Annotated in this window: 25 protein-coding genes and 1 riboswitch; of the genes, 14 read left to right on the top strand and 11 right to left on the bottom strand. The window is 62.2% G+C overall.

All coding sequences use genetic code 11. The annotated features are described in order from the left end of the window. Nucleotides 1–54 precede the first annotated feature (54 nt). Together HALAL_RS17795 and HALAL_RS0113395 are read left to right on the top strand one after the other, a co-directional pair. Nucleotides 55–855: a M23 family metallopeptidase gene (locus tag HALAL_RS17795; protein ID WP_051462964.1), complete on the top strand. Its 801-nt coding sequence runs from the start codon at nt 55–57 to the stop codon at nt 853–855. 226 nt (nt 856–1,081) lie between these two features. Then, nucleotides 1,082–1,552 carry a Dps family protein gene (locus HALAL_RS0113395; RefSeq protein WP_025274488.1) on the top strand — a complete coding sequence of 157 codons (471 nt, stop codon included), beginning with the start codon at nt 1,082–1,084 and terminating at the stop codon, nt 1,550–1,552. A 102-nt stretch (nt 1,553–1,654) separates the two neighbouring features. Here the strand turns inward: HALAL_RS0113395 and HALAL_RS0113390 are convergent, their stop codons facing one another. The 10 genes from HALAL_RS0113390 to hisI form a co-directional block, all read right to left on the bottom strand. Continuing rightward, nucleotides 1,655–2,419, bottom strand: a complete 765-nt coding sequence (locus HALAL_RS0113390; RefSeq protein ID WP_025274487.1) for a WecB/TagA/CpsF family glycosyltransferase — start codon at nt 2,417–2,419, stop codon at nt 1,655–1,657. A gap of 13 nt (nt 2,420–2,432) precedes the next feature. Further along, nucleotides 2,433–3,416 carry an NAD-dependent epimerase/dehydratase family protein gene (locus HALAL_RS0113385; protein WP_025274486.1) on the bottom strand — a complete coding sequence of 328 codons (984 nt, stop codon included), beginning with the start codon at nt 3,414–3,416 and terminating at the stop codon, nt 2,433–2,435. A gap of 105 nt (nt 3,417–3,521) precedes the next feature. Beyond that, a complete protein-coding gene (locus HALAL_RS0113380; protein WP_025274485.1) occupies nt 3,522–4,400 on the bottom strand; it encodes a hypothetical protein in 879 nt (292 codons plus the stop codon). Further along, the gene (locus HALAL_RS0113375; protein WP_025274484.1) at nt 4,393–5,574 is read right to left on the bottom strand and encodes an FAD-dependent oxidoreductase; all 1,182 of its coding nucleotides are present in this window, start codon (nt 5,572–5,574) and stop codon (nt 4,393–4,395) included. Before HALAL_RS0113375 ends, HALAL_RS0113380 begins: the two co-directional genes overlap by 8 nt. Nucleotides 5,575–5,601: 27 nt before the next feature. After that, complete coding sequence (gene lgt, locus HALAL_RS16985; protein WP_245598109.1) at nt 5,602–6,672, bottom strand: prolipoprotein diacylglyceryl transferase; 1,071 nt, start codon at nt 6,670–6,672, stop codon at nt 5,602–5,604. A gap of 113 nt (nt 6,673–6,785) precedes the next feature. Next, nucleotides 6,786–7,580 (bottom strand): tryptophan synthase subunit alpha, encoded by a 795-nt coding sequence (gene trpA, locus HALAL_RS0113365; RefSeq protein ID WP_025274482.1) that lies wholly within the window; start codon nt 7,578–7,580, stop codon nt 6,786–6,788. A gap of 83 nt (nt 7,581–7,663) precedes the next feature. After that, nucleotides 7,664–8,842 (bottom strand): tryptophan synthase subunit beta, encoded by a 1,179-nt coding sequence (trpB, locus tag HALAL_RS0113360; protein ID WP_029767962.1) that lies wholly within the window; start codon nt 8,840–8,842, stop codon nt 7,664–7,666. Nucleotides 8,843–8,865: 23 nt separating this feature from the next. Beyond that, entirely contained in the window at nt 8,866–9,663 is a 798-nt protein-coding gene (gene trpC / locus HALAL_RS0113355) for an indole-3-glycerol phosphate synthase TrpC (protein ID WP_025274481.1), read from the bottom strand. 2 nt (nt 9,664–9,665) lie between these two features. Next, nucleotides 9,666–10,217, bottom strand: a complete 552-nt coding sequence (locus HALAL_RS0113350; RefSeq protein ID WP_025274480.1) for a Trp biosynthesis-associated membrane protein — start codon at nt 10,215–10,217, stop codon at nt 9,666–9,668. 5 nt (nt 10,218–10,222) lie between these two features. Then, on the bottom strand, nt 10,223–10,567 hold the full coding sequence (hisI, locus tag HALAL_RS0113345; RefSeq protein ID WP_025274479.1) for a phosphoribosyl-AMP cyclohydrolase: 345 nt from the start codon (nt 10,565–10,567) through the stop codon (nt 10,223–10,225). A 191-nt stretch (nt 10,568–10,758) separates the two neighbouring features. On the opposite strand from hisI, the gene HALAL_RS0113340 reads away from it, so the two are divergent. The 11 genes from HALAL_RS0113340 to HALAL_RS0113290 all read left to right on the top strand — a co-directional run bounded on the left by HALAL_RS0113340 (nt 10,759) and on the right by HALAL_RS0113290 (nt 24,309). Next, nucleotides 10,759–12,504, top strand: a complete 1,746-nt coding sequence (locus tag HALAL_RS0113340) for a BCCT family transporter (protein WP_025274478.1) — start codon at nt 10,759–10,761, stop codon at nt 12,502–12,504. 477 nt (nt 12,505–12,981) lie between these two features. After that, entirely contained in the window at nt 12,982–13,944 is a 963-nt protein-coding gene (locus HALAL_RS0113335; RefSeq protein ID WP_025274477.1) for a quinone oxidoreductase family protein, read from the top strand. Between the two features lie 380 nt (nt 13,945–14,324). Next, entirely contained in the window at nt 14,325–15,065 is a 741-nt protein-coding gene (locus HALAL_RS0113330) for a hypothetical protein (RefSeq protein ID WP_025274476.1), read from the top strand. Continuing rightward, the gene (locus tag HALAL_RS0113325; protein ID WP_025274475.1) at nt 15,062–16,411 is read left to right on the top strand and encodes a DNA polymerase Y subunit UmuC family protein; all 1,350 of its coding nucleotides are present in this window, start codon (nt 15,062–15,064) and stop codon (nt 16,409–16,411) included. The genes HALAL_RS0113330 and HALAL_RS0113325 overlap by 4 nt, the downstream gene beginning before the upstream one ends. After that, a complete protein-coding gene (locus HALAL_RS0113320) occupies nt 16,404–19,568 on the top strand; it encodes an error-prone DNA polymerase (protein WP_025274474.1) in 3,165 nt (1,054 codons plus the stop codon). Before HALAL_RS0113325 ends, HALAL_RS0113320 begins: the two co-directional genes overlap by 8 nt. 67 nt (nt 19,569–19,635) lie before the next feature. Further along, entirely contained in the window at nt 19,636–20,103 is a 468-nt protein-coding gene (locus HALAL_RS0113315) for a hypothetical protein (RefSeq protein WP_025274473.1), read from the top strand. 264 nt (nt 20,104–20,367) lie between these two features. Next, entirely contained in the window at nt 20,368–20,589 is a 222-nt protein-coding gene (locus HALAL_RS0113310; RefSeq protein WP_025274472.1) for a hypothetical protein, read from the top strand. 134 nt (nt 20,590–20,723) lie between these two features. Beyond that, nucleotides 20,724–21,089, top strand: a complete 366-nt coding sequence (locus HALAL_RS0113305) for a hypothetical protein (RefSeq protein ID WP_156937744.1) — start codon at nt 20,724–20,726, stop codon at nt 21,087–21,089. 73 nt (nt 21,090–21,162) lie between these two features. Beyond that, the gene (locus HALAL_RS0113300; RefSeq protein WP_025274470.1) at nt 21,163–22,284 is read left to right on the top strand and encodes a PLP-dependent cysteine synthase family protein; all 1,122 of its coding nucleotides are present in this window, start codon (nt 21,163–21,165) and stop codon (nt 22,282–22,284) included. Continuing rightward, nucleotides 22,281–23,573, top strand: a complete 1,293-nt coding sequence (locus HALAL_RS0113295) for an MFS transporter (protein WP_025274469.1) — start codon at nt 22,281–22,283, stop codon at nt 23,571–23,573. The genes HALAL_RS0113300 and HALAL_RS0113295 overlap by 4 nt, the downstream gene beginning before the upstream one ends. Nucleotides 23,574–23,994: 421 nt before the next feature. Next, nucleotides 23,995–24,309, top strand: coding sequence for a hypothetical protein (locus HALAL_RS0113290; RefSeq protein WP_025274468.1), 315 nt, complete (start codon nt 23,995–23,997; stop codon nt 24,307–24,309). An 83-nt stretch (nt 24,310–24,392) separates the two neighbouring features. On the opposite strand, the gene HALAL_RS0113285 is transcribed toward HALAL_RS0113290, so the two are convergent. After that, nucleotides 24,393–25,121 (bottom strand): class I SAM-dependent methyltransferase, encoded by a 729-nt coding sequence (locus tag HALAL_RS0113285; RefSeq protein WP_025274467.1) that lies wholly within the window; start codon nt 25,119–25,121, stop codon nt 24,393–24,395. Nucleotides 25,122–25,277: 156 nt separating this feature from the next. After that, nucleotides 25,278–25,484: riboswitch (cobalamin riboswitch) on the top strand. Nucleotides 25,485–25,512: 28 nt separating this feature from the next. On the opposite strand from HALAL_RS0113285, the gene HALAL_RS0113280 reads away from it, so the two are divergent. Continuing rightward, nucleotides 25,513–25,698 carry a CbtB domain-containing protein gene (locus HALAL_RS0113280; RefSeq protein WP_025274466.1) on the top strand — a complete coding sequence of 62 codons (186 nt, stop codon included), beginning with the start codon at nt 25,513–25,515 and terminating at the stop codon, nt 25,696–25,698. The last annotated feature ends 9 nt before the right edge of the window (nt 25,699–25,707 follow it).

Below are 25,707 nucleotides of genomic sequence, written 5' to 3'. Positions count from 1 at the left end.
TCCGACGTTAGTCGTATTTGTGTCCGAATCGTTACTTGTAGTCTTCCCTGCATCATGGCTAAACACCAAACACGGTCCGATAATGAGAAGGACCAGAAGGACAATCTCCGTATCCGTGCGTTCCTCCGGCATCGATTGATGAATCGCGACCGCAATACCTGGCGCATCGTGGCCGCCGCCCTGACGGCGGTGGTCATCACCGGTAGCTCGATCGCATATGCCAGCACCGGTTCCGACAACGCTCAGGAACAGGCGTCGATTCCCGGCGATGCGGCCCACCACACCTACAAGCCGCAGGACGACACCGACCCCACTCCTCCGAACGACGAAGCGGAGGACGAGGAAGAAAAAGAAGACGACAAGGACGACGAAAAGTCGAAGTCCGACGACGAGAAGTCCAAGGACTCCTCGGAAGGCGACGACTCCGCCGAGAAAAAGCCCGAGCCGAGCCCAGAACCCGAGGTCAACGAACCCGACTGGCAACTCCCCTCATCCGCTCGCATCAGTTCCCAATTCGGACAACGGTGGGGAACCATGCACAACGGTGCGGACTTCGCCGCCAACATGGGATCGGACGTTTCCGCCATCGGCGACGGCACCGTCACCTTCACCGGCTGGAATGGCGGGTTCGGGCAGCTGGTGATCATCGACCACGGTAACGGCGTCACCAGTTACTACGGCCACAACTCACAACTCAACGTCTCCGAAGGGCAATCGGTTTCCAAGGGAGAGACCATTGCCGCCGTCGGTTCCACCGGTGACTCCACCGGACCTCACATTCACCTGGAGATCCGTATCAACGGCGAACCCACCGATCCGCTCGCGTGGCTCCGGGAACGCGATGTGGACGTCTAGAACCGACTGAAACGTCAGACGATGACCGTGTTTGACCGTTCCGAACAAGCGGGTGAGATGGCCTCGAGCATGGCCGATCTCACCCGCTTTCCACGTTTCTCACCCGCTCGGCTCGGGTTTGTCGCCGAGTCCCGACACGACGGGGAGAAGCCTACTAAACTGAAGAATGGACGCGGACGATCGTGAACGAACCGTGTTCTGTCACAGGTTTTGGAGGAACTGACATATGGCATCGATCAGCACGGCGCTGACCGCCGAGAACCGCGATACCACGGCGAGTGCGCTGCAGCAGTCGCTCTCTGAACTCATCGATCTGGCATTGCTCGGCAAGCAGGCGCATTGGAACATCTACGGGAAAAACTTCCGCGCCCTGCATTTGCAGCTCGACGAAGTCGTCGACTTTACTCGGCAATCGGTCGATACCGTGGCCGAACGAATTATCGCCATTGGCGCTCACGCCGACGGACGTGCCGCCACCGTCGCGCAGAATTCCGACCTACCCAAACTGGAATCGGGTCCCCTACTCGACTCCGACGTCGTTACCTTCATGGTCGAGGCGTACACCACCTGCATCGCCAACATGCGCGAGCGCATCGAGATCTTGGATTCCACCGACCTCGTGAGCCAGGACATCCTCATCGGCATCACCGCGGAACTGGAAAAGCAGTCCTGGATGTTCCAGGCCGAAACAAGTTAAACCAGCGAGCGTTCCATAACGAAACGGGGCGCGTCACCGATCCATACGGCGGTGACGCGCCCCGTTTCACGGTATTCGTACCGTGTGGACGGTGTACTCGGATTAGTCGCGCAAATACGGCGGTCGACGCCGAATCCGCCACATATACGCCGGATTGTTACGGAAGTAGCGGCGCCACAGGCGTTTGGGTTCTTTCGCGAGCCGATAGGCCCACTCCAGCCCGCGCTGTTGCATCCAGGGCGGCGCCTGTGGGACGAGACCGGCATGGAAGTCGAACGCCGCTCCCACTCCGAACAGCGCTGGGGCGGTCAACTTCTCGCGGTGCGAGGCCATCCAGCGTTCCTGTTTGGGAGTCGAGAGTCCCACCCATACCAGGTCGGCTCCCGAATCGTTGATGCGAGCGCAGATGTCGTCGTCTTCAGATTCGGAGAGCTGCCGAAACGGCGGTGAATACCATCCGGCCACTTTCAATCCTGGGATCCGTTCGGTCAGGCGCGACGCCAGGAGTTCGGGTACTCCGTCCTTACCCCCGTAGAAATAGGACGACCAGCCGCGTTCAGCGGCACGGTGCAGTACGTTCAGCATCAAGTCGGGGCCGTATACGCGGTCCATCCACGGAGCACCGGCTTTATGCCCGGCCCACACCATCGGCATGCCGTCGGGTGTGGTCAGACCGGAGTCGTTGTGAATCTCCCGCAGTCGTCGATCACGCTGCGATTCCATGACGCCGTGCACTCCCGTGACACACACGTATTGTCGCTCGCCGGTGTTGATCCAGCGAGTGACTTCGGAGAGCGCCATGTCTTGGTTGACTGTGGACACACCGACGCCCAAGACGTCGACGCGCCGTATCCGTGGTTCGTTCATACCGACCGAAACCCTAGAGGTTGTAGCTTTGTTTAGCCTGGTCATAGATCCAGGCATAGGTCTTTTCAATGCCTTCGCGCAGGCTGATGGACGGCTCCCAGCCGTAAACCTTCTGGATCAGGGTGTTGTCGGAATTGCGTCCCCGTACTCCGAGGGGCCCGTCGATGTGGTTGATCTTGATCTCGGTGCCCGCGATTTCGGCGACCAGTTCAAACAGTTGGTTGATCGAGACCATCTCCGACGATCCGAGGTTGATCGGCTCGGCGAAGTCGCCACGGGCGATCATCTTGGTGCCCTTGACGCAATCGTCGATGTAGGTGAACGAGCGAGTCTGTTCCCCGTCGCCCCACATTTCAATCTCGTTGTCGCCCGTCAACGCGGCGAGCGCCACCTTACGACAGGCGGCGGCGGGAGCCTTCTCACGTCCACCGTCCCAGGTGCCTTCGGGGCCGTAGATGTTGTGATAGCGGGCGACTCGGGTCTGCAAGGAGAAGTCCTCGCGGAAGTGGCGGCAGAGACGCTCGGTGAACAGCTTCTCCCAGCCGTAGCCGTCCTCGGCGTCGGCCGGGTAGGCGTCGTCCTCTTTGAGGGCGGTCACGTTCGGGTCGGTCTGTTTGTATCCGGCGTACACACAGGCCGATGAGGAGTAGAAGAACCGTTCGGCTCCCGCGTCCCGTGCGGCCATCAGGGTGTGTGTGGACGGAAGCACCGACAGCATGCAGGCGGCTTTGTGGTTCTCGATGAAACCCATGCCTCCCATGTTGCAGGCCAGGTTGTAATATTCGGTCACGCCGCCGGCGACCGATTCTTGGGCGGCCTCCAGGCTGGACAGGTCGCGATGTAGGTTGTCCGCCGGTTCGTGGACCTGATACCACTGGTCGAACGGCTTGGAATCAACCGCACGCACGGTTTTTCCCTCATCGAGAAGGCTGCGTACCAAGTGGCCTCCGATGAATCCACCCGCGCCTGCTACTACCGCGTCAACGCCTGTCGCCATTGTCACTCCTTGACTACTACACATTTAAGGTGTTATGGGAGTCCCCAGCTTACCTTCCCGACGGCTCCACGATCCAGGCAGGAACACGAGGGGAGGTCGTTGCTCTCACCGCCCGACTCGTTCGTGACCTGTACTTTCCTCCGAATGAGGTGGCACGTGGGACATGATGGACGGCAGAGGTACGTCTGTAACCGTGGTCTCAGTGCGCGGTGGCACACTGTGAAAGCGATACCGCGTCCCTGAATACCCCACCTGGCGGCTGATATAGGCGAGACGGTCCGCCTGCCCCGTCCGGAGAGGAAGCCGCCAACGGCCCGTTCCCATCGCGGCGACCTCACCGTCGTCGGAGACCGTCACGATGTCGAGAGCAAGGAGCTTCTGACGGCGAGCGTCGGGGTACACCAAACGCGCGGGCCGACTGTCGGGGTGTTGTCGCAGCAACCACTGCCGCGCGAGTGTGTAAAAATGCGGACGGAAAACGGTACTGTGCAGGCGATGACGATAGCGCAACCACAGTGTGTCGGTGATTCGACCGCGGCGCCACTTGTCGTAATGTTCCCCTAGGAATCCGTAACGGAAACGTACCAGCGGATCGATCAAGAGCCACGAATCGCGCCCCTCCCATGCCGGATTCGGTATCCAGGCGACGATGTCGGCCCATGCCAAGCGATTGAGCATCGCTTGCGTCCGATTCGCATCAAATCCGGTGATACGCTGCAATTCGACTGTGAGACGGGGACGCGACGCCAGTGCTCGCAGTACCCGTTCCTCCGCTTCACCAAGTTCGCGTTCGAGGAGACCGGTAGCACGTTGGTCGCAGGCGTCGAGGTAGTCTCGCTTCGGATCCAGCAGAGCTGAGACGGCCCACTCTCTGATCAAACGGAAAGGCAGATCGGAGGCGGGGGCTTCGACGGTAACGTCGCCGCGTCGATCGCGGCAGGCGTCGTAGGCCAGCGCCGTCATGGGATCGTGTATATCAGTCATGAACCGTCCACCACATGTCGTCGGGAAGTTCCCAGGAAACGAGATTGCGGACGACGGCCGCCAACCAACGGTCCGGCGTCGCCCGTACCAAGGACGGCAATAGCCGCTTTTTACCCGAGCCGAGTTTGAGATGGCGACGGCTGAAGCGGTGAACCGCCCGGATACGCCCGATGCGCTGTTCGTGATACTGACGCAGAGCGGCGTTCAAATCGTCAGGATAATGATGGAGGGCCCACCCCAGGGTCGCGGCGTCCTCCAGCGCGACGGTCGCCCCCAGGGGAAACGACGGGATGACGCCGGAGGCACTGTCGCCCATCAACAACGCCCCTCCCTTCTCCCCCACTTCGAAGTCAAGGCGAGACGGTAGAGGGTCGATGGTGCGAATCAACCCTTGCACCAGCTCTTCCGGTCGGGTGGCGTCCAGGTATTCTCCCACCGGCTCAGGCCAATCGTCGAACCATCGGTTGAGCAGTTCGTGCTGAATTTGGCGTGATTCCGGACGCAGTCCACCCGGAATCACCGCCATCCAAGCCGCACCGTCGTGCCCCAACGACGCGTAACAGAATCGCTTCCCATTGGGGCCGTAAATTTCCGAAGAGTCACCTTCACGCCGTGGAGCACGGTGCGGTGGAATGAGCGCCTGAAAGGTCACCGCCCCGGCTTCCTGCAACTGAGAACGTCGCTCCAGCAGAGGACGGATCGTCGACCGCGTACCGTCGGCGGCGACGAGGAAATCGGCGTCCCAGCGCCGAGTCTCATCACCGGCCGCCAAATGCATGAGATCGACCCGGCTCACGGCAGTGGAATTATGCAGTTCCACGTCGGGGCCCAGTTTGGCCAACAGGGCGTCGAACAGGCGGTCCTGTCGAATATAGATCGGGCGATGTTCCTGCTCGGCGTCCCCGGTCAAGGACACATGACCGACCTGAGCTCCCGAATGGTCGCGCATGTACAGGTCGTCAGGTTCGACACCGCCCAAGTCCAACTTGGCGTCGATGCCCAACTGCCGAAGCGCCTTGACACCGGATTCCCACAACAGCATCACTACCGACTGTTCGGGAAAGCGGGGCCGTTGCTCCAGCAAGGCCACCCGCCAACCGCTTCGGGACAACGCCAGCGCGCTCGCGAGTCCAGCTATTCCGGCTCCTACAATGACAGCACGTCGTTGGCGCACTTCAAATACACCTGCCCAGGGGTAAGGCTAATCCTCATTCTTGTCTGATTTAACCGAATCATTCGGTTTCTCCCCATTATCCTTCATGCTGTCAACCTCGGGTTCATCGGGTTCAGTGGCCCGCTTCGGTTCCGAGCCGTCGTCGTCCACGTCGTCGTCATCGGCCTCGGCCGTCGTGTCGGCGTTCGTCGCCTCCACGGAACGCGGCAGACGTCCGTTTACGTAACCGGCGTGTTCGGCACGCTCAGAGTCCCAGGTCACCATTTCCACGCGATCTCCGACGGGGATCAGGACGCTACGTTGCTTATTCCAAGTGATCAGAAGGTAAACGATGGCTCCCAGCACGATCACGATGCTCATCCACTGGTTGAGCCGGAGATCCAACCAGGTGGCGGCATCATCGATGCGTAGGCCCTCCACCCAGAAACGTCCAACGCCGTACAGCCCGACGTACAGTGCGAAGGCCCGACCGGCTCCGAATTTGAAGCGCCGGTCCGCCGCCCAGATCAACACGGCGACGCCGAGGTTCCACAGCGCTTCATACAGAAACGTGGGGTGGAACGTGGCGTACTGATAGTAACCGGGTTCCCGGTTGCCGGGGTCGATGGACAACGCCCACCACACTTCGGTGGGCTTTCCGTACAGTTCCTGATTGAACCAGTTACCGAGACGGCCGATCGCCTGTGCGACCGGCAGGCCGGGGGCCAACGCGTCGGCAAGCATGGGCATTGGCAGTCCGATTTGACGGCATCCGATCCAGGCACCGACACCCCCCAGAGCGATACCTCCCGGAACACCCAGGCCGCCTTCCCAGATCATGAGGATTTGGACCGGGTCGCCGTCCGCACCGAAATACGCTTGCGGCGAGGTGAAGACGTGGTACAGCCGGGCTCCGATGATCCCGAACGGAACCGCCCAGACGGCGACGTCCAAGGTGGCCCACTTGGGCGCCCCGCGCGATCGCAAACGTGCCTCGGTAATCCACACCGCCGCCACGATTCCGGCGATGATGCTCAGCGCGTAGGCACGTAGAGTCAGCGGTCCGAACTGCCATTCGGATACCGATGGGCTGGGTATAAACGATAGGTCCACGGTCACGGACTTCCTATAGATGAGTACGGGCGCAATGCTGAGGTCATGTTAACGCTTTATCTCCGCTGTTCACGAAGTGGTCGAACGGCCGCCCAAGGGATCACCGCCGAGAGGTCGTGTCAACCGCGACCACGCACGCCCGCGGCCAATTCCTCGGTCAGCTTACCGAGGGTACGCAATCCGTCGGCGTGAGTGGGAGCCTCCAACAGGCTGTTGACCATGGCGGATCCGACGATGACGGCGTCGGCGTATCGTGCGATCGCCGCCGCCTGTTCCCCGGTTCGTACCCCCAGTCCAACCCCGATGGGCAGATCGCTGAATCGCCGCGTCCTTTCCACCAACTCCGGGGCCACTTGGGAGACCGCATCGCGAGCGCCCGTCACCCCCATGACCGATTGAGCGTATACGAAGCCACGGCACGCGTCGACGGTGGACTTTATACGGTCGTCGGTCGATGAGGGCGCCACCAGGAAGGTGCGATCCAGGTTCGCGGCGTCGGAGACGGTCATCCACTCTTCGGCCTCATCGGGGATCAGGTCGGGGGTGATCAGCCCGGACCCTCCCGCCTGGGCGAGTCGGGTCCCGAAGGCCTCGACTCCATAGTGTTCGACCAGGTTCCAGTAGGTCATGACCATGACCGGTACCTGGTTTGACACCGACGAGACGAGGTCGAACACGTCGTTGACCCGAAATCCCTCATGGAGAGCCAGATTGGCGGCCTGTTGAATCGCGGGCCCGTCCATCACCGGATCGGAGTACGGCAGACCGACTTCGATGACGTCGACGCCGGAATCCACCAGCGTACGGAGGGCGTCGCGCGATTTTTCGACGGTGGGGAACCCGGCGGGCAGGTATCCGACCAGGGCCGCACGGTTGTCCTTCCGCGCGGCGGTGAATGCTGGTGTGACGCTCATGCTTTCTCCTGACGTTGCTTAAGTGGTCGGGTCACACGGGACGGACGGCGCGGGAACGTTCGGGGTCGGGTCCCACCGTCGCGCTAAGCGAGCCCGAAGTACGAGGCGGCCGTTTCCATGTCCTTGTCTCCACGCCCCGACAGGTTGACGAGAATGCGACTCTCCGGCCGTCTGCGGGCGTGGCGCAAAGCCCCGGCGACGGCGTGGGCCGATTCGATGGCGCAGATGATTCCTTCGGTGCGGGCGAGCCGGCGTAGGGCCCGCATGGCTTCGTCGTCGGTGACGGGTTCGTAGACGGCTCGTCCGATGTCGGCGAGGTGTGCGTGTTCGGGGCCGACGCCGGGGTAATCGAGTCCGGCGGAGATGGAGTGTGATTCGATGGTTTGGCCGTCCGGATCCTGCAGCACGTAGGTGCGGGCACCGTGCAGGACGCCCCGGTCTCCGGCCGTAATCGTGGCCGCGTGCCGACCGGTGTCGAAACCGTCGCCACCGGCTTCGAATCCGTAGAGTTCGACCTCGTCGTCGAGAAAGGCGGTGAACATGCCCATCGCGTTCGATCCTCCCCCGACACAGGCGGCAACGGCGTCCGGCAGGGTACCGACGGTGTCGAGAAATTGCCGTCGTGCTTCGTCACCGATGCCGCGACAGTAGTCTCGTACCAGTTTGGGGAACGGATGGGGCCCGCCGACCGATCCGATGAGGTAGTGGGTGTTGTGAACCGAAGCCACCCATTCCCGCAACGCTTCGTTCATGGCGTCCTTGAGCGTCTGGGATCCCGTGTCGACCGGGACGACCTTCGCACCGAGCATTTCCATCCGGGCGACGTTGAGCGCTTGACGGCGGGTGTCTTCGGCACCCATGTAAACCACGCAGTCCAGTCCGAGGTAGGTCGCGGCGGTGGCGGTGGCAACGCCGTGCTGTCCGGCGCCGGTTTCGGCGATGACCCGTTCTTTCCCCATCCGTTTGGCCAAGAGCGCCTGTCCGAGAACGTTGCGGACCTTGTGCGCTCCGGTGTGGTTGAGGTCCTCGCGTTTCAACCAGATGTCGGCGCCGACGTCACGCGACAGGCGCTCCGCGTGGTAAAGAGGCGAGGGCAGATTGGCGTATTCGCTGTTGAGGCGGGACAGCTCGGCTTGGAATCCCGGGTCGGCCATGGCTTTGGAGTGAGCGGCTTCGAGCTCGTCCAGAGCGGCGATGAGCGCTTCGGGAACGAAACGTCCCCCGAAGTTCCCCCAGTGTCCTCGTTGATCCGGTTCAGTCATGATCTCCTCGGCATTCGGCTGTGTCACGACCGTGGGGTCGCTGGGTGTGATCCGGCTGTCACCAGCGCGGCGACGGCACTGCGTGGGTTTCCTTGGGCAACGACGCTTTCGCCCACGAGAACGGCGTTCGCACCCGCGGAGGCATACCGGATGAGGTCGCGTGCGGAGCGCACCCCGGACTCGGCGACCTTGATGACGTCGCCGGGCAGGCCGGGAGCGATCCGTTCGAAGGTTGAGCGATCCACTTCCAGGGTGGTGAGATCGCGAGCGTTGACGCCGATAACGCGCGCTCCGGCTCGCATGGCGCGGTCGGCTTCGATTTCACTGTGGACTTCCACGAGGGCCGTCATGCCCAGACTTTCGACGAGTCGGTGCAGTTGCTCCAGTTGATCCTGTTCCAGTGCCGCGACGATGAGGAGCACCATGTCCGCACCGTGCGCCCGTGCCTCCCACACTTGATACGCGGACACGATGAAGTCTTTCCGCAACAGCGGCACCGACACCGTACCGCGTACGGTGTCGAGGTCGTCCAAACTGCCCTTGAAGTAATCGGGTTCGGTGAGCACACTGATGACGCTGGCTCCCCCGGCCGCGTATTCGACCGCCATCTCAGCGGGGTCGGTTACGGACGCCAGGTCGCCTTTGGAGGGCGACTTACGCTTGATCTCGGCGATGACATTGACTCCCGGAGTCTTCAAAGCAGCATAGGCGTCCAACGCTTCCGGAACCTCTTCGGCCTTCGCTTGGACCCGCTCCAAGGAGACTGCACGTTGACGCTGGTCAAGTTGAACTCTTACGTTTTCGACGATCTCCTGGAGCACGTTCACGTGTTTTTCCCCTTTTTGTCCGCATCTGTGGCATCCGCTGTTGCAGCGATATTAGGCGATGAAGGGTCCCGGCCTTGATCGAGGGCCGCCCATAGCGCAGCGGGATCGTCGCCGACATCGGTTTGAGCGGAACGCTCGTATTTGGCGACGCGCCTCGGCCACTGAGGCACGGTGCGCCACACGATGACGGCCAACAGCGCGGACACCACCGCGCAGGCCGCCACGACCAACGGCTGAACGCCATCAGGCCACCGCAGCCCCGCCCCGATCGCCACCGCCAGCGAGCCGGGGACGATGAGCGCGGCGACGACCCGGCGAGTCACGGTGCCCGACAAGGCCAGCAGCACCAGGAAAGCGGCTGCCCCGGCGAGGGACACCGGTAGTGCCCACGCGATGACGTCGGTACCGCTCTGGGTGACGTCGCGGCTGAGACCGAAATCATCGGCCTCCGTCCGGGTCGTCCAATCCCGGGTGACGAGGTACGCCGCCAGCGCGTTGACCGCTATCCCCGAGACGACCGTGATGCCTTTGAGGCGGCTGATGTTCATGCTTGTCATTGTTCCAGGCGTCGGTTGTCGAAGCAGCTTGCGGTGCCGGTATGGCAGGCGGGACCACTTTGATTCACGGTGTAGAGAACGGTGTCGCCGTCGCAGTCGTGATAGGCGGCGACCAACTCCTGGGTATGACCGGAGGTGGCTCCCTTAATCCAGTACTCCTGACGGCTACGCGACCAATAGGTGGCACGTTCGGTCGTCAAGGTTCGCCGTAGGGCCTCGGCGTCGGCCCACGCCAACATCAGGACCGTGCCGCTGCGATGGTCTTGAACGATCACCGGAATCAGCCCGTCGGCACCGAACGACAATTCCGTAATGGTCCGTGTACTCAATTCCTCATCCACACCTCAATTGTGCCTGTGTCGTACACCAATCGCACTCCGGGACTCGCCCTGGGTTACATCGTGGGACACAATATTTCGTTTTGACTTCGAAAATGAGACACACGTTAAGAACTTTTCGGTACATCACCGGAAAGTGCATGCACGCCCTAGGGTGTAGGAGGTAAGTATTGTCCATATATTCTGAGGAATTTATGAGTGACCCGGAATCTGATAGCCCGACCAAGGCCCCTACGGCCACGGTCAAGCCCGCCTCACGGCGGCCGGCCACATTGCCAGTGGACAAGGTGGTATTTTCCATTGCCGCCGTTGTCATTCTCGGCATTGTAGGCTGGGGCGCCTTTGCCCCTGACAATTTCGACTCCGCTGCCGCTACGGCACTCCAGTGGGTTCTCGACAACTTCGCTTGGTTCTTCATTCTCGCGGCCAACGTCTTCTTGATTCTTGCCGTCTACATCGCCGCCAGCCGTTACGGCAATATTCGTCTCGGCAACGCGGACGAAGACCCCGAATTCGGTACCCTGCCCTGGATTTCCATGATGTTCGCCGCCGGTATGGGCATCGGTTTGATGTTCTTCGGTGTGTCCGAACCGTTGACTCACTACTTCAACGTGCCCTCGCCGCTGGAACTCGACCCCTTCTCGCCTTCCTACGAGAACGAGCAAGAACGCGGCTCCCTGGTGTACTCCTACTTCCACTGGGCACTGCACCCCTGGGCCATTTACGCCATTACCGGTCTCGCCCTGGGATACTCGACGTTCCGTAAGCGTCGTGGCAACAACCTCTCCGAGGTGTTCACGCCTCTGTTGGACGGCAAGCCCTTCCAGAAGACCACCGGTCGCGCGATCGACCTGCTGGCCATCTTCGCCACCGTCTTCGGTACCGCCGCCTCACTCGGTCTGGGCGCCGCTCAGGTGACGGTGGGACTCGACGTCGTCATGGGCGTCAACGACAGTGAGTACTTGGAACTGATCGTCATCGGTTCCTTGACCTTGGCCTTCGTGGTGTCGGCCTTCTCCGGTGTGCACCGGGGCGTGAAATGGCTGTCCACCACCAACGTGCTGCTGGCGGCCTTCGTCATGCTGTTCGTGTTCTTCTTCGGACCGACGCAGTTCATTCTGGACGCCCTGCCGGAATCGGCGGGACAGTACCTCCAGAACCTGGTCGGCATGTCGTTCACCACCGGGGCCTTCGGTGAGAGCGGCTGGGTCGGCGGCTACACCATCTTCTACTGGGCATGGTGGCTGTCGTGGGCGCCCTTCGTCGGTACCTTTATCGCCCGTATCTCGCGTGGACGAACGGTCCGCCAATTCGTCATCGGTGTGCTGCTGATCCCCTCCATGGGTTCGATCACCTGGTTCTCCGTGATGGGTGGATCCGCCCTGTGGATGCAGGTTCAGGAGAAGTTCGACTTCGAAGCAACCAACGCGAAGGGTGAGGAATACGCCCTGTTCGCCTTGCTGGACAACCTCCCGGCTTACAGCCTCATCGCCGGTGTGTGCATGTTGCTGATCGCGATCTACTTCGTCACCGGTGCCGACTCGGCCTCTCTGGTGCTCGGTTCGCTGTCCAGCAACGGTTCCCTGACGCCCAAGAAGCCCTTGGTCGTGTTCTGGGGTTTCACCATCGGTGCTCTCGCGGCCGTTCTGCTTCTCAGCGGTGGTCTGAACGGACTGAAGAACGCCACCATCGTCGTGGCGCTGCCGTTCGTGGTGGTCATGCTGTTTATGTGCGTGGCGCTGCTGAAGGAATTGCGTACCGATCCCGGTGCTCACCCGCTTCGGCGTCAACTGCGTTCGCTCGGCTTCCGTGAGGCGATTCGCCGCATGGTGGGCGAGGAAATGGAAGATCAGAGCAATCAGAGCGATTCTGCCAAGTGGTCACGCGGCAAATTCCGCATGGGCCTCGGCAACCGTCGCAGCAATAAGAGCGAAGAATAAGATTCTTATTGCCTTAAATTCGGGGGTGGAAACATTCGTTTCCACCCCCGAATTGTTTGACTGCGTATTCGCATAACACCAATGTGGATTTCACCCTGGGTGACAGAGCATTTCGCCGTTCGAGAATTCATCCCGCAATGACGCTTTTCCACCTCACGTCTCAAGACAACAGGCCGCGTAAAATCACAGGTACAGCGGCAACCGTCCACAATCCTCTTCAGCGATTCGCACGGTGACGACCACAAGAGAGAAGTTCGAATACGCCACCCGCTCACCGCATTCGGTCAACCCACACCGATAACGACAATGCCCCGGCGGTTCGCTAGCATGGCCGGAGCTGGTTACATGGAATCAGGCGAAGCAAAGCGATCCCGGCAGACGACGTCGGAACCTCGGCGGCTTCGCCCACGTCACCGATCAGCCGGACTTGGCCACCCTCGACTCCCGAGACAGTCCACATCCATGAGGAGGAACTCGATGCGCGCCATCATTGTGAAACAGCCTGGACCCGCCGAGGTCATGAAGCTGCACGGCGGAGAAGACCCGGGTCCCCCTCCCGGACAGATTTCGGTGCGCGTTCTCGCTTCCGGAGTCAACTTCATCGACGTCTACCACCGCAACGGGCAATACCCTCTGCCCACGCCCTTCACTCCAGGACTGGAAGGTGCCGGTACGGTCGCGGCCGTGGGCGAAGGAGTCGACGAATTTCAACCTGGAGACCAGGTGTCCTGGTCCAACGTCCCCGGATCCTACGCCGACCTCGTCATTGGAGAAGCGGGCAAGTTCGTATCGGTACCCGACCGAGTGGCGCCGGAGACGGCCGCAGCGGTGATGCTGCAGGGCCTGACCGCCCATTACCTGTGCAACGACGTCTACCAGGTCGGCGAGGGCGATACGGTCCTCATCCACGCTGCCGCCGGGGGAGTCGGTCTCCTGCTGACTCAGATGGTGAAGTTGAAAGGCGGTCGCGTCATCGGAACCGCCGGAAGCGATTCGAAAGCGGATTTGGCGCGTTCCAACGGTTGCGACGAGGTGATCGGATATCAGGACTTCACGTCCCGAGTCCGCGAGCTGACCGACGAGGAAGGCGTGTCGGCGGTGTTCGACGGCGTCGGTAGGGCCACCTTCGACGGATCCCTCGACTCACTGCGCCCCAGAGGAACGATGGCACTCTTCGGCCAGGCCAGTGGGGCCGTTCCTCCCGTCGATCCCCAGCGATTGAACTCCGCCGGATCGGTGTGCCTGTGGCGCCCCAATCTCGCCGACTTCATCTCCACGGCCGAGGAATATCGCCGCCGGGCCGGTGAACTGTTCGACATGATCTCCCACAATGACCTCGTAGTGCGAGTCAATCACCGTTACTCACTCAAAGAGGCCGCTCAGGCACACAAGGATCTCGAACAGCGCAAGACCACCGGCAAGGCCATTCTCATTCCGTAACCTCCCGCGACGACCATAATATCGACGGCACCGGTTCGACTGCAGCGGCCGGTGCCGTTTTGCGTACCGCGCAGAAAGCACGCCTCGGTCACGACCGTTCCTCTCCGTCCCCTACCCAAGGGGTCTGACATCTTTTTTCGCCGGGATTCATCGAACTTATTCGTTACCTACTGTCGCTGTTCAGCATTCTCCGTCCCGGTGCACAGATCCTTGAGAGTAATCGAACAAATATTCGATTCAAGCTTGACGCCCTTCTCTCCGCGTGTTTTTATAGAACAACTGTTCGATCAACTGCCATAGGCCTTTATACTGGCATTATGTAAGTATTTCATCGATCACCAATGGTAGTGGAGCAGTGCAGAACGGACAGGAGGAGAGCGATGGACCCCGCAACCGTCCCCCACCCCTCCGAACGCCGTTCGCCACCGACGTCGATCGCACACGACACCCTCGCCGAGCGCCTCGGGCTACGGCGCGCCAGCGAACTACTGGGCACCGCTCCCCCAACGGTCACCCCCGCACGCCGCACGCACGACCGCCTGCCTCTCACTCCCGACGTATCCGCATTGCTGCCTCCCTCGGGAGTCAACGGCTTCCTTGCCGTCAATCCACGACAGCCCGGAGCCACTTCTCTGCTCTGGCGTCTCCTCGCCGGCCCCACCACCGCTGAAATCTGGTGCGGTTTGCTGGACATGCCCGAGCTCCACCCCAACGCGGCGGCCGCCGCCGGGGTCAACCTCGACCACCTCGCCCGCATCACCACCTCGACGGACACCCCCGTCTCCTCCGTCGTCGCCAACGCCGCCGGGATTCTCGTCGAAGGTCTCGGCGTGCTCGTCCTCCCCTCCTCGGTCTTGACCCCGACGCAGTCACGCCGCCTCGCACATCGCGCGCGACGCCGTGGTTGCCTCGTCGTTCTCTGGGGGTCACGGCAACGCGCCGTCACCGACGTCGTTTGGAATATTCATACGGCCCAATGGTTCGGTCTCCGGCCCAACGACAATCGCGTGTCCGGTTCCGGACTCCTACGGGGCTGCCGCTTGTCGGTGACGGCTTCGGTGCGCAATGGAGACCGCTACAGCGGTGACGTCTGGCCCTACGGCTCCCAGGAGGTGACATGACCCGGACAGCGGAACCGCCTGAGCGGAAGCGCCGCATCGCCGTCGTATACCTCCCCGACTGGCAGGGAACCCTGACCGATTTCGACCCTGTCGTCAGCGTGGTGGACGACCACGCCGCGTTCGTGGAGACGCTATGGCCGGGTACGGTCGCCCTGGCCGTCCCCCGACACCTCGATGAATCCAGCTTCGCCGAGTCCTTGATCGATGCTCTCCACTCCGAGACCGCTTGGGACGCCCTCGTCGGCATCGCCGACGGGTTTTACGCCGCCCTGATCGCCGCGTTCGACGGTCGTATCGTCCCGTCGGGAACCGACCGGTCCTTTCTCGCCCCTACCGACGTCAACGCACTCATGACCACCGGTCTCGTCGACGAGGACACCTGTGTCCTTCTGCGTCATCTGGGAATCGACACTCTGGGCGCCTTCGCACAACTGCCGCCGGAAGCCGTGGTGGAACGGTTCGGGTCCGAGGTACGCCAAGCGCATCGCCTGGCGCGCGGCGAAGCCGACCGCCTCCTGCGACCTCGCGTGCCCACTGTCGACCTCAGCGTCGAACAGCACAGCGACCCTCCTCTGACGACCGCCGACCGGGCCGTTCACTTCACTCGAACACTCGCACAACGACTACGCGACACCTTGGAGGCGCACAGCGTCACCTGTCGTCTCCTGACCATACGTGCCACCACGGCCTCTGCCGACGTTCGGCAACGCACATGGCGCCTCCCTTCACTCACCACCGACGAAGTGGTACGTCGTTCGAGGTGGCAGATCGAAGGGTGGCTGGCCAGTGGGGACAGCGACGACATCGCCTCCGTCGCCTTGATTCCCGAGGAGATCACCGACCTGCTCGACGCTCAAACGGCCCTGTGGGAGGTCGACGACCGTCGTAGTCACCGCGCCGAGCAAGCCCTGACTCACGTGCAAAGCCTCCTGGGTCCGGACGCGGTGACCGTCGCCCGCACCGCCACCGCGCGCGACATCACCGCTCCGCCGTCGCCGGAAGCGTGGGGGACCGCTCCGCCCCGGCCCCAGCCCGGGCCGTGGCCGGGACGCCTCGAAGGACTGCCGCCGGCCGTCCAGGACGGATCGCCCGTGGAACTGCTCAATTCTGCCGGGCTGGCCGTACGCCCCAAAGGACGCGGTCTACTCGATTCGACTCCCCGCTATCTCCTGTACCGCCACCGACGCCTCCGCATCCGGTCGTGGGCGGGACCGTGGCCGGTCTGGGAGCGCTGGTGGGATCGACCGCGTCACTACAGCCGCCTACAGGTCGACCCGTACGATACGCGTCCCGCCCTGCTCATGTATGAAAACCATCGGTGGCGTGTGGGAGGCTGGTATGACTGATTACGCCGAACTCCACGCGCACAGTTACTTTTCCTTCGCCGACGGAGCCGATTCCCCCGCCGATCTGGTCGCCGAGGCCGAACGTCTCGGTCTCACCGGATTGGCCATCACCGATCACGACGGCCTTTACGCGGTCAGCCAGTTCGCCACCGCCGCACGCCGCTCTTCCGTACGGACGATCTTCGGCTCCGAACTCAACCTCGATATGCCGCACGGTCGTCGGGGCAACGGCGATCCCGCCGGCACACACCTGGTCGTATTGGCCCGCAACGCCACGGGCTACCGACGCCTGTCCCGCGCCATCACCGACGCCAAACTGGCGGGGAGTGACAAGGAACTGCCGAATTATTCGCTCTCCCGCCTGGCCGAGCACGCGGGCGGAGACTGGCACGTACTCACCGGGTGCCGCAAAGGCCCGCTCAATCAGGCTCTCGCCTCAGGGCCCCGCCACGCCTCCCGGGCACTGCACCGCCTCATCGACCTCTTCGGACGCGAGCGCGTCACGGTGGAGCTGACCCATCACGACCGTCCCGGCGACAGCGACCGGGTTGAGGTGCTGACTCGTATCGCCCGTCAAGCCGGGGTCGGGGTGGTGGCGACGAACGGGGTGCATTTCAGTCGTCCGGAACGCGCACGAGTGGCGGCGGCCTTGGCGGCGACGCGTATGAACCGTTCATTGGACGAGGCGGATCCGTACTTGGATTCCAGTGCGGCGGCGTTCCTGCGGTCGGCTGAGGAGATGCGGGCGCGATTCGTCGACGTACCCGGGGCGGTGGAGCACAGTGTGGAATTGGCCGCCGACTGCGCGTTCGATTTTCAGGTCTTGGCCCCCCGCCTGCCCTTGTTCGATACGCCGCGTGAGCACGATGAATTCTCCTACCTGGCGGCTTTGACGACCGAGGGGGCCTGCGATCTGTACGGCCCTCCCGGAGCCGAGCGGGTTGCAGGGGCGTGGCGGCAGTTGGAGTACGAACTGCGCGTGATTCGCGAGCTGGGTTTCAGCGGCTATTTCCTCATCGTCGCCGACATCGTCCGGTTCTGTCGCGCCCACAACATCTACTGTCAGGGGCGTGGCTCGGCGGCAAACTCGGCGGTTTGCTATGCGTTGCGCATTACGAACGTGGACGCGGTGGGATTCGGTCTGCTCTTCGAACGGTTCCTTTCGGCGGAAAGGGAGGGACCGCCGGACATCGACCTCGATATCGAATCCGGTCGCCGGGAGGAGGTCATTCAATACGTCTATGCCAAATACGGCCGTCGTCGAGCGGCGCAGGTGGCGAATGTGATCACCTACCGACCCCGGTCGGCGGTTCAGGACGCCGCCAAGGCCTACGGGCACGATCCGGATCAGGCGACGAGGTGGAGCAAACGCCTGCACCGTTGGACGGGTTTCGATCCCGCTGAAATGGAGGGGGTGCCGCCGGACGTCGCGGATTTGGCCGGGGAGTTCCAGCGCCTGCCACGACATCTGGGCGTCCACCCGGGCGGCATGGTGATCTGCGAAAGTCCCGTCTCGGAGATCGTGCCGATCGAATGGGCTCGAGCGGCCGGTCGCAGTGTTCTGCAGTGGGATAAGGAGGACTGTGCCGACGCGGGTCTGGTGAAGTTCGATCTTCTCGGGCTCGGCATGTTGGGGGCACTGCACACCTGTATCGACCTGATCGCCGCCCGGCATGGGCACACTGTGGACTTGGCGCGCCTGCCGCCCGATGACGGCGAGGTCTACGATCTCCTGTGCCGGGCCGACACCGTCGGGGTGTTCCAGGTCGAATCGCGCGCACAGATGTCCACGCTTCCACGGCTCAAGCCACGATGCTTCCAGGATCTGGTCGCCGAGATCGCGTTGATTCGCCCCGGACCGGTGCAGGGACAGTCGGTGCATCCGTATCTGCAGCGTCGGGCGGGCAAGGAATGGCGGCATGAGGTCCCCGAGGTTCTTCACCCGGCATTGGAAAAGACCTACGGGGTGCCGCTCTATCAAGAGCAACTGATGCAGATGGCCATTGACGCCGCCGGGTTCGACGCCTCGGAAGCCGATCTACTGCGTCGCGCCATGGGGTCCAAGCGTTCCAGCGACAAAATGGAGGCGCTGCGGGAACGACTCTTCGACGGGATGGCGGAACGCGGGATCGTGGGGGCCGACGCCGAGCGAGTGTTTCAACAGCTCACCTCCTTCGCCGATTTCGGCTTTCCGGAAAGCCACTCTGCCTCGTTCGCGCATCTGGTGTACTCTTCGGCCTGGTTGAAGTGCCATTATCCGGCGGCTTTTTACGCCGCGCTGCTGGCCAATCAACCCATGGGGTTCTACTCTCCGGCCACCTTGGTCGCCGACGCGCAACGCCACGGCATTACCGTCCACAGTGCCGACGTTAACGCCAGTAACGTCAGTGCCGATATCGAACCGATCACCGGTTCGGACCACGTCGTCTTTGCCCGGGCCGATATCCGACTCGGGCTCGATGAGGTGAAAGGATTGAGCAAGGCGAGCGCCCAAACCATTGTTGCCGCACGTCGGGAACATCCTTACCGGGATGTGTGGGATCTGGCCCGCCGCACCGGAATCGGTTCCAAGCAGATGGAGGCGCTCGCGATCGCCGGCGCCGTCGATTCTCTGGAGGGACAACGTCGGCAGGCCATGTGGAAGGCGGGTATGGCGCGCGACGATGTGGGCATGATCGCGGGAACGCAGCCGTCGCAGCCCGCTCCGGTGTTGCCTGGCATGTCGGACATCGAGCTGGCGCATGCCGATTGGGACGGCCTGGGGCTGTCCACTCGGGCCCACCCCATTGCCTTTGTGCGCGAGGAATTGTCCGATGCCGGGGTGGTCGCGATCGTGGAGTTGTTGGATATCCCCGATGCTGAACGCGTGGAGGTGGCCGGGATCGTGACACATCGTCAGCGGCCTCCCACGGCTCGCGGAGTCACGTTTGTGAGTTTGGAGGATGAAACCGGATTGATCAATGTGATCTGTTCGGAGGGTCTGTGGGAACGGTGGCGCGACGTCGCGGTCGGTGCGTCGGCTCTGCGGGTACGCGGGCAGATTACCCGTGCCGACGACGCACGACGTGATGTCTTGAGCGCCACGAATATTACCGCGGATAAGCTGACGAGGTTGACGCTCGCCACCCCCGAACCCAAGTCGCGCGACTTTCGATAGAGCAGTGACATTATTCGAGGGTATTAAAAATCTGGCTTCTCCGAGCGAAGGAAAGAAAGACCACCCCATGTCACTCGCCTCCCGCACCCTTGTCATCGGCACGCTGTTGCCCTGGACGATTCCGGTCGCCACGATCGTCGTCGGCGGGACACACGCTCTGCTCTCCTGGACCGATTGGTCCGTCGGTCTGGCCGTCACGGTGACTCTCGCGGTCAACGCCACCCTCTTCTGTCTCATCGTGACCGGGCACCGACGCGAAGTCCGCCGTTTCCACAGCGATCGTCATACCGACGCATCGACCTCGCCGGCGCGGACGCTGTTCCTTTGGACGGTATTGTTGTGGTTGTTCCAGGACGGATACGGAGTCGTCGTCATCGCGCTGGCTCTCACCGAGGCCTGGTGGACAATGGCGCTTACCTGTTACGGGGCCGTCATGCTTCAATTTCTCTGTGCGGCCGTCAGCATCGGTGCGGGCATCATCTCCGATGTCCGCGACAATCTCCAGCGACGGACGACCCCACCCGACGACGAATGAGACTTCAGCCGGCCCCGCCGACGTCACCACAGCGTGTGCGGCGAAAACAGTCGAAACCCTGTCACAGCGCCCGTCACGTTCGGAAACGGTCAGAGCCGAACACCTCACGTCGATTCGTTGACGCTCCGTACCCATGCGACATATGATCCGGAACCACAGGCGTTACGCTGGAGCACAGACTACGCATGGAACTACTTAAGCAGAGCCATCGGTACGCCGCGTGCCCATGCGCTCATTCACCTGGAAAGGAGCGCAGGCGATTCAATGAGCTTCATGCAACGTTATGCCAAGTGGATTGCCCTTATCGCCGCCATCGCCATGGCCTTGCCCTTCATATCGGGGGCCCTGTCGTCAATGTTGGCGATGGAGTTTCACCTGGTCGCTCTGATCCTGGCGTTTGGAACCGCCGTTTTCCTCGTCGCCGTTGGTCTCAACAACAGGCGACGGCAACGGTCACGATCGTCGGAGTACTCCGACCCTTTCTAATCGCGTGGCGAGCGGCAGCACCGTACAACGCCGGGTTGATGCCCGACGGTTCTGTCGCAACCCATGTACCGTCGACGTGACGACACGAGCGCAAATGCGGGGAACGACGAGGCCGTTCTGGTAGGTTTCCCGCTATGACTGCCGGTCAGACGCAACGGAGGCGATCCCTGCCGACACGAATGGGCGTCGCAGGCTTGGTCGTGCTCGCACTATTGCTGACCGCCCTGGAGACATGCCAAACACACGTCCCCCAGGACGCATTCGAACCGTCGGCCGCTGTCGCGGTCGATACCGGCGATTGCCCCTCCCACCTCGAACACCATCGCGCGGAATCGATCGCACAACAGCCTTCTCTGCATATCGACACCTCGGTTACCACCCCGGTAACGGAATCCAAATCCCCTGACTTTCCCGATACGAGAACAAACGTCGACCTTTCCACCTCGCACGCCCGATCGGGACTGGATCGACACCTCGTCATGTGCGTCTTGCGAATCTAGAGCACCACGCGGCACTTATGTGCCCGCTCACCTCTTCCCGTTCTCACCGATTCGACGAAAGACGCACTTTCCAGTGACAATCATCGATTTTCCACTGCGCAACGAAACGACCACACCTTCCGAGGCTCTCGCCAACCTCGACCCGTGCCCCAGAACCGCCGCATTGATAGGTAAGACTCCCCTGCTCCGCCTTCCTGCCCGTGGCCCGGACCGGTCACGCGGATATTGGGCCAAGTTGGAAGGATCCAACCCGGGTGGCATCAAGGATCGCGCCGCCCTGTACATGGTGAAACAGGCGCGTGAGAAGGGCCTCCTGGTTCCAGGAGGCCCTATCGTGGAATCCACTTCGGGTACACTCGGACTCGGATTGGCCTTGGCCGCGCAGAATTTCGGCCACCCACTCACAGTGGTGGCCGATCCGGGCCTTGAACCGGCAATGCGACGATTGCTACTCGCCTATGGAGCGCAGGTCGACCTTGTCGATCGCCCCGATCCGATCGGCGGCTGGCAGGAGGCTCGCCGAGCCCGCGTCAATGCCATAACGGCGGATCGATCCGACACCTGGTCCCCCGACCAGTACCACAACCCGGACAACGTCGCCGCCTATGAGGCGCTCGCACTCGAACTGGCATTCCAGGCCGGCCGGGTCGACATCCTGGTCTGTGCGGTAGGCACCGGAGGGCATTCGGCCGGAATCTTCCGCGTCCTGCGTCGTCTCTACCCACACGCGCGCCTGGTCGGCGTCGACGCGACCGGATCGACGATCTTCGGACAAGAGGCCCGCCCACGCCTGATGCGCGGCCTGGGGTCGAGTATTTTCCCGCGCAATGTCGCCTATGACGCGTTCAGCGAGATCCACTGGGTACCGGCGAGCGCAGCGGTGGCGTCGGCACGCGATCTCGCCCGGCGAGCGTATACAACCGGAGGCTGGAGTGTCGGTGCGGTCGGATTGGTAGCCGACTGGTTGGCGCGCAAGGAAAAACCCGGTACTAGAATCGTCGCCGTCTTTCCCGACGGCCCGCACCGTTACGCCGATACGGTCTTCAATGACGACTACTGCCGCGAGAACGGAATACTGGGGCAGCCTGTGCCCGACGAACCGGTGACCATATCTTCTCCACTATCGACACAGGTCGTGGAATGGTCGCGTTCCGAGACCGTTGTCGATCCGGTGCTTGCGGAGGCGGCGCGATGACGGGTTTGCCAAGGCGCTTTTCTCGCCTGGACGCGACCGCACGATTGTTGTGTGTCAATCAGTTTGGCATCAACGCCGGTTTTTTCATGCTGATGCCCTATCTGGCCGCGTATCTGACCGGGTCGCTTGGGCTGGCGGCCGGTGTAGTGGGAATTCTGTTGGGGCTGCGCAATTTCAGTCAGCAAGGCATGTTCTTTCTCGGCGGAGCGTTGGCCGACCGGTGGGGGTACAAGAACCTGATCATGGCCGGGTGTTTGCTACGCACGGTCGGGTTCGGTTTGCTGGCCACGGTCGACGCCCTTCCGGGCCTGGCAGTGGGAATGATCGCCACCGGTGTTGCCGGGGCTCTGTTCAACCCGGCGGTGCGCGCGTGTCTGGCCGAACATTCCGATAACGATCGCGTGGGGACGTTCGCGGTGTTCAACGTCTTTTATCAAGCCGGTATTCTCGCCGGACCGATCATCGGCGTAGCACTGGCCACAGTGAACTTCCAGTTCGCCTGTGCCGTCGCTGCCGCGATCTTCACCGCGCTGACCATTGTCCAGGCACGCCGACTGCCCTCGAACTCCAACGGCGAACATGGTGGCCGCGAACGCCCGTCCTTGATCGAGGCCTGGCACACCGTACTGACCGATCGACGGTTTATAGCGTTCGCTCTGGCCATGTCCGGGTCGTATGTTCTCGTGTTCCAGACCTACCTCGCCTTGCCGCTCTTGCTCGGCGACCATCTGACTTCCACTGCGTCGACGGCGACGATCGCGATGATGTTCGCCGTCTCCGGGACGCTGACGATCGTCTTCCAAGTGCGTATCACCGCGCGGTGTACATCGCTCCTGGGACGACGTGCCTCCCTCGTGGTCGGCCTGTTGGTGTTGGGCTGGGCGTTCGTTCCCACGCTCGCCGTGACCGCCTGGACCGTCCCGCCGGCTGCGGTCGCGGTCGCGGTCGTCGTCTCAGGAGGCTTGTTGGCGTTGGGAACGATGATCACCTTCCCGTTCGAGATGGACACCGTCACCGCTCTCACCGGCGGACAACGGATCGCCACACATTACGGAATTTATCAAACGGTGTGCGGCGTCATGCTGGTCGCGGGCAACTTCCTCGTCGGCACGGCCATCGATCGCATCGGCGATACCTGGAACTGGGTGCCGTGGCTCGGATTGTGCGCGCTCGCCGTCGCCAGCGCCATCGGTGTGCTCCGTATCGATCTGAACACTTCTGAGGCCGCCGACGACCGTTTGGCGAGTACAGTGGACCGGAGGGAAAAGCCGGCAGTTGAGGGACGTTGAAACGGACGGGCAGACCTCGTGGGGCCGACACGTACCGACGAATTCGACAGCAACGTCCATAAGCGAGCTCGCTCGTGACGTTGAACGACCGGCGGGAACGCTACAGGGGTGCGGGGGACTCGTCCGCATCGTTCACGGCATCAGGTGGCGGCCCATCGGCTGTTCGCGGGCAGCGCCACGCCACTCGGTCTGGAAGTTGATGTGGAGTAACCCCCTGAAGGGACATAATCTGGTGGGAAACGACACGCGTCAGAAATGCCGGATTGAAAACCAGCACATTCCGATATGACCGACACAATGAAACAACCGACAACGTCGTCCAACCTCCAACCGCCCACCACCATCGCACCGTTCATACCCAAGTCCGCCATATTACCGCCGACGGTATCGCCTGTCTCGTCGCGAAAGGAGCCTGCCGCTCATGCCGGTCAACTATCTCCCCGCTGACGCCGTCAATATCGGAACCCTCGAACACGATCAACACCAATGGCAAGTGCGGCTCCATGCGGCGAGTAAAACCGTCTACCTTCTGCCGGTGGAATGCGATCAGGAACCCAGGCCGGAGCGCGAATGTCCGCCCGCGGCGGTCGCCTACTGCCACGAATGGACTCGCCCTAGCGTCGTGCTCTACAGCGAACGCCTTTACATTCGCGCCCGCCGCAACCGCGCCTGGCTGGCGGAGTTGACCGATAAAATCGCCTGGACGGTCAAACCCCATCTCCAGCCACCCGAATAATGCGAACGTCGGGTGGTTCGGCAGCGGTCGCGGCCGTTCGCCGCCTGACACCATGCGGAATCGACGTGATACCGGGCCGATGGTCAGGCACGTAGGCGGAAGGCGTAGGTCCGATAGGGCATGACGAACTCGTCTCTGCCCCGCAGATCCGGGTGCTCATTGAGCAGATCCGCCACGCGAGTGTCCAGGTCGGCCCGATATTCGCTACTGCCGTTGAGATAATTCGATCGGGAGCGCACCAAATCCGACAATCGTTGTGGGGTTATGGGGTATTCATGGCGGAAGACCTGTAGTTCACGCTGACTGAAGTGCGGTTCGAAGTAGTCGCTGTCGTCGGCGATATGTGAAGCGAGGTATTCGGCGTTGGAGCGCCCGATGATCTCCGACAATGCCGCCACCCAGGAGACGCTTTCATCGCGGATGTTCCAGATCGGCGCGAAGACTCCATCCGGGTTCAGTACCCTCCGGATCTCCCGCAGCGCGGTGTCGTTATCGAACCAGTGGAAGGACTGTCCCGCGGTGACGACGTCGACACTATTATCGTCCAGCGGCAGTTCCTCCGCTCCGGCAACGTGGACGGGCACGTCGGACGATTGACCGCTAAGCTGTTCGGCCATCCGTGAGTCGGGCTCGACGGCGATGACACGGTGTCCAGCTTGGACAATGATTCGAGTCAGTTTCCCCGTGCCGGCACCGATATCGGCGACGGTCACCGGGTCGGTTCCCAGTTGGTAATCGATCGCCTCACGCGGGTAGGTGGGACGAACATTGTCGTACAGGTCGGCCGCGGTGCCGAAGTTGGTGGCGTCCATGTGATTCCTTTCGATTGCGATGACACCACCATACAGTACGCGCGTACTGTTTATCAAGAACGCGCAATAGACGATCTTTCCCCAGGAAAACGGCACACCTCCATCCGATAACCCACACAGCTCACCATCGCCACTACCGTAGGTTTACAAGCCGCGAGTCGGTGTGTAAAGTGATGGAAGCTCTGATAGCGGCTGTTAGGAACGCAGTGCGAATCTGCGGCGGTCCCGCCACTGTATTCGGGAAGTTTCCTCCTCCAGGCCCAGCCTGTCCAGACAGAGAGTCGCCACTGGGAAGACCCGGGAAGGCGGAGGGGGAAGCGACGATCCGAAAGCCAGGATACTAACGTCGTTGTCCCGATCTCGGGGACGAGGTTATCCCCGTGGAGGAATAATGACTGCTCTCAATACGACGACTGGCCTCAGTCGCGAATTCGTCATCTCACTATTCACCGTTGCCATGTTGACCGCCGTCGTCTACGGCGTCGCGTTCGAACAGGGCACGCTCACCGGTGGAACACCGTGGCTGCATGAAGCCTTCCACGATGCCCGCCACCTTCTCGGCTTTCCTTGCCACTAGGAGCCGATA

The sequence above is a fragment of the Haloglycomyces albus DSM 45210 genome, assembly GCF_000527155.1.
GTDB classification, from domain to species: domain Bacteria; phylum Actinomycetota; class Actinomycetes; order Mycobacteriales; family Micromonosporaceae; genus Haloglycomyces; species Haloglycomyces albus.
The sequence above is the reverse complement of the archived record's forward strand: the minus strand, read 5'-3'. Positions and strand labels throughout refer to the sequence as shown.